1 tRNA gene and 1 rRNA gene are annotated in these 280 nt (G+C 54.3%); both read left to right on the top strand.

The features are described 5' to 3' along the window. The first annotated feature begins 90 nt into the window (after nucleotides 1-90). Nucleotides 91-166 (top strand) — tRNA-Thr (locus NXT09_RS22410). 37 nt (nucleotides 167-203) lie between these two features. After that, a 5S ribosomal RNA gene (gene rrf / locus NXT09_RS22405) occupies nucleotides 204-280 on the top strand; the annotation flags it as partial.

The following is a 280-nucleotide window of genomic DNA, read 5'->3' as shown; positions in this document are numbered from 1 at the left end:
CTCAGAAGTGAAACGCCGTAGCGCCGATGGTAGTGTGGGGCTTCCCCATGTGAGAGTAGGGAACTGCCAGGCATCAATTTATACAGGTGCGCTGATATGGCTCAGTTGGTAGAGCGCACCCTTGGTAAGGGTGAGGTCCCCAGTTCGACTCTGGGTATCAGCACCAGTTATTTGGGTTAATGTTCGGCTTAAAAAAGAATTTACCTGGCGGCGATAGCGCGGTGGTCCCACCTGACCCCATGCCGAACTCAGAAGTGAAACGCCGTAGCGCCGATGGTAG

The organism is Pectobacterium jejuense, assembly GCF_026800125.1.
Classification (GTDB): Bacteria; Pseudomonadota; Gammaproteobacteria; order Enterobacterales; family Enterobacteriaceae; genus Pectobacterium; species Pectobacterium jejuense.
Note: the sequence above shows the minus strand (reverse complement) of the source record. Positions and strands in the feature narration are given on the sequence as shown.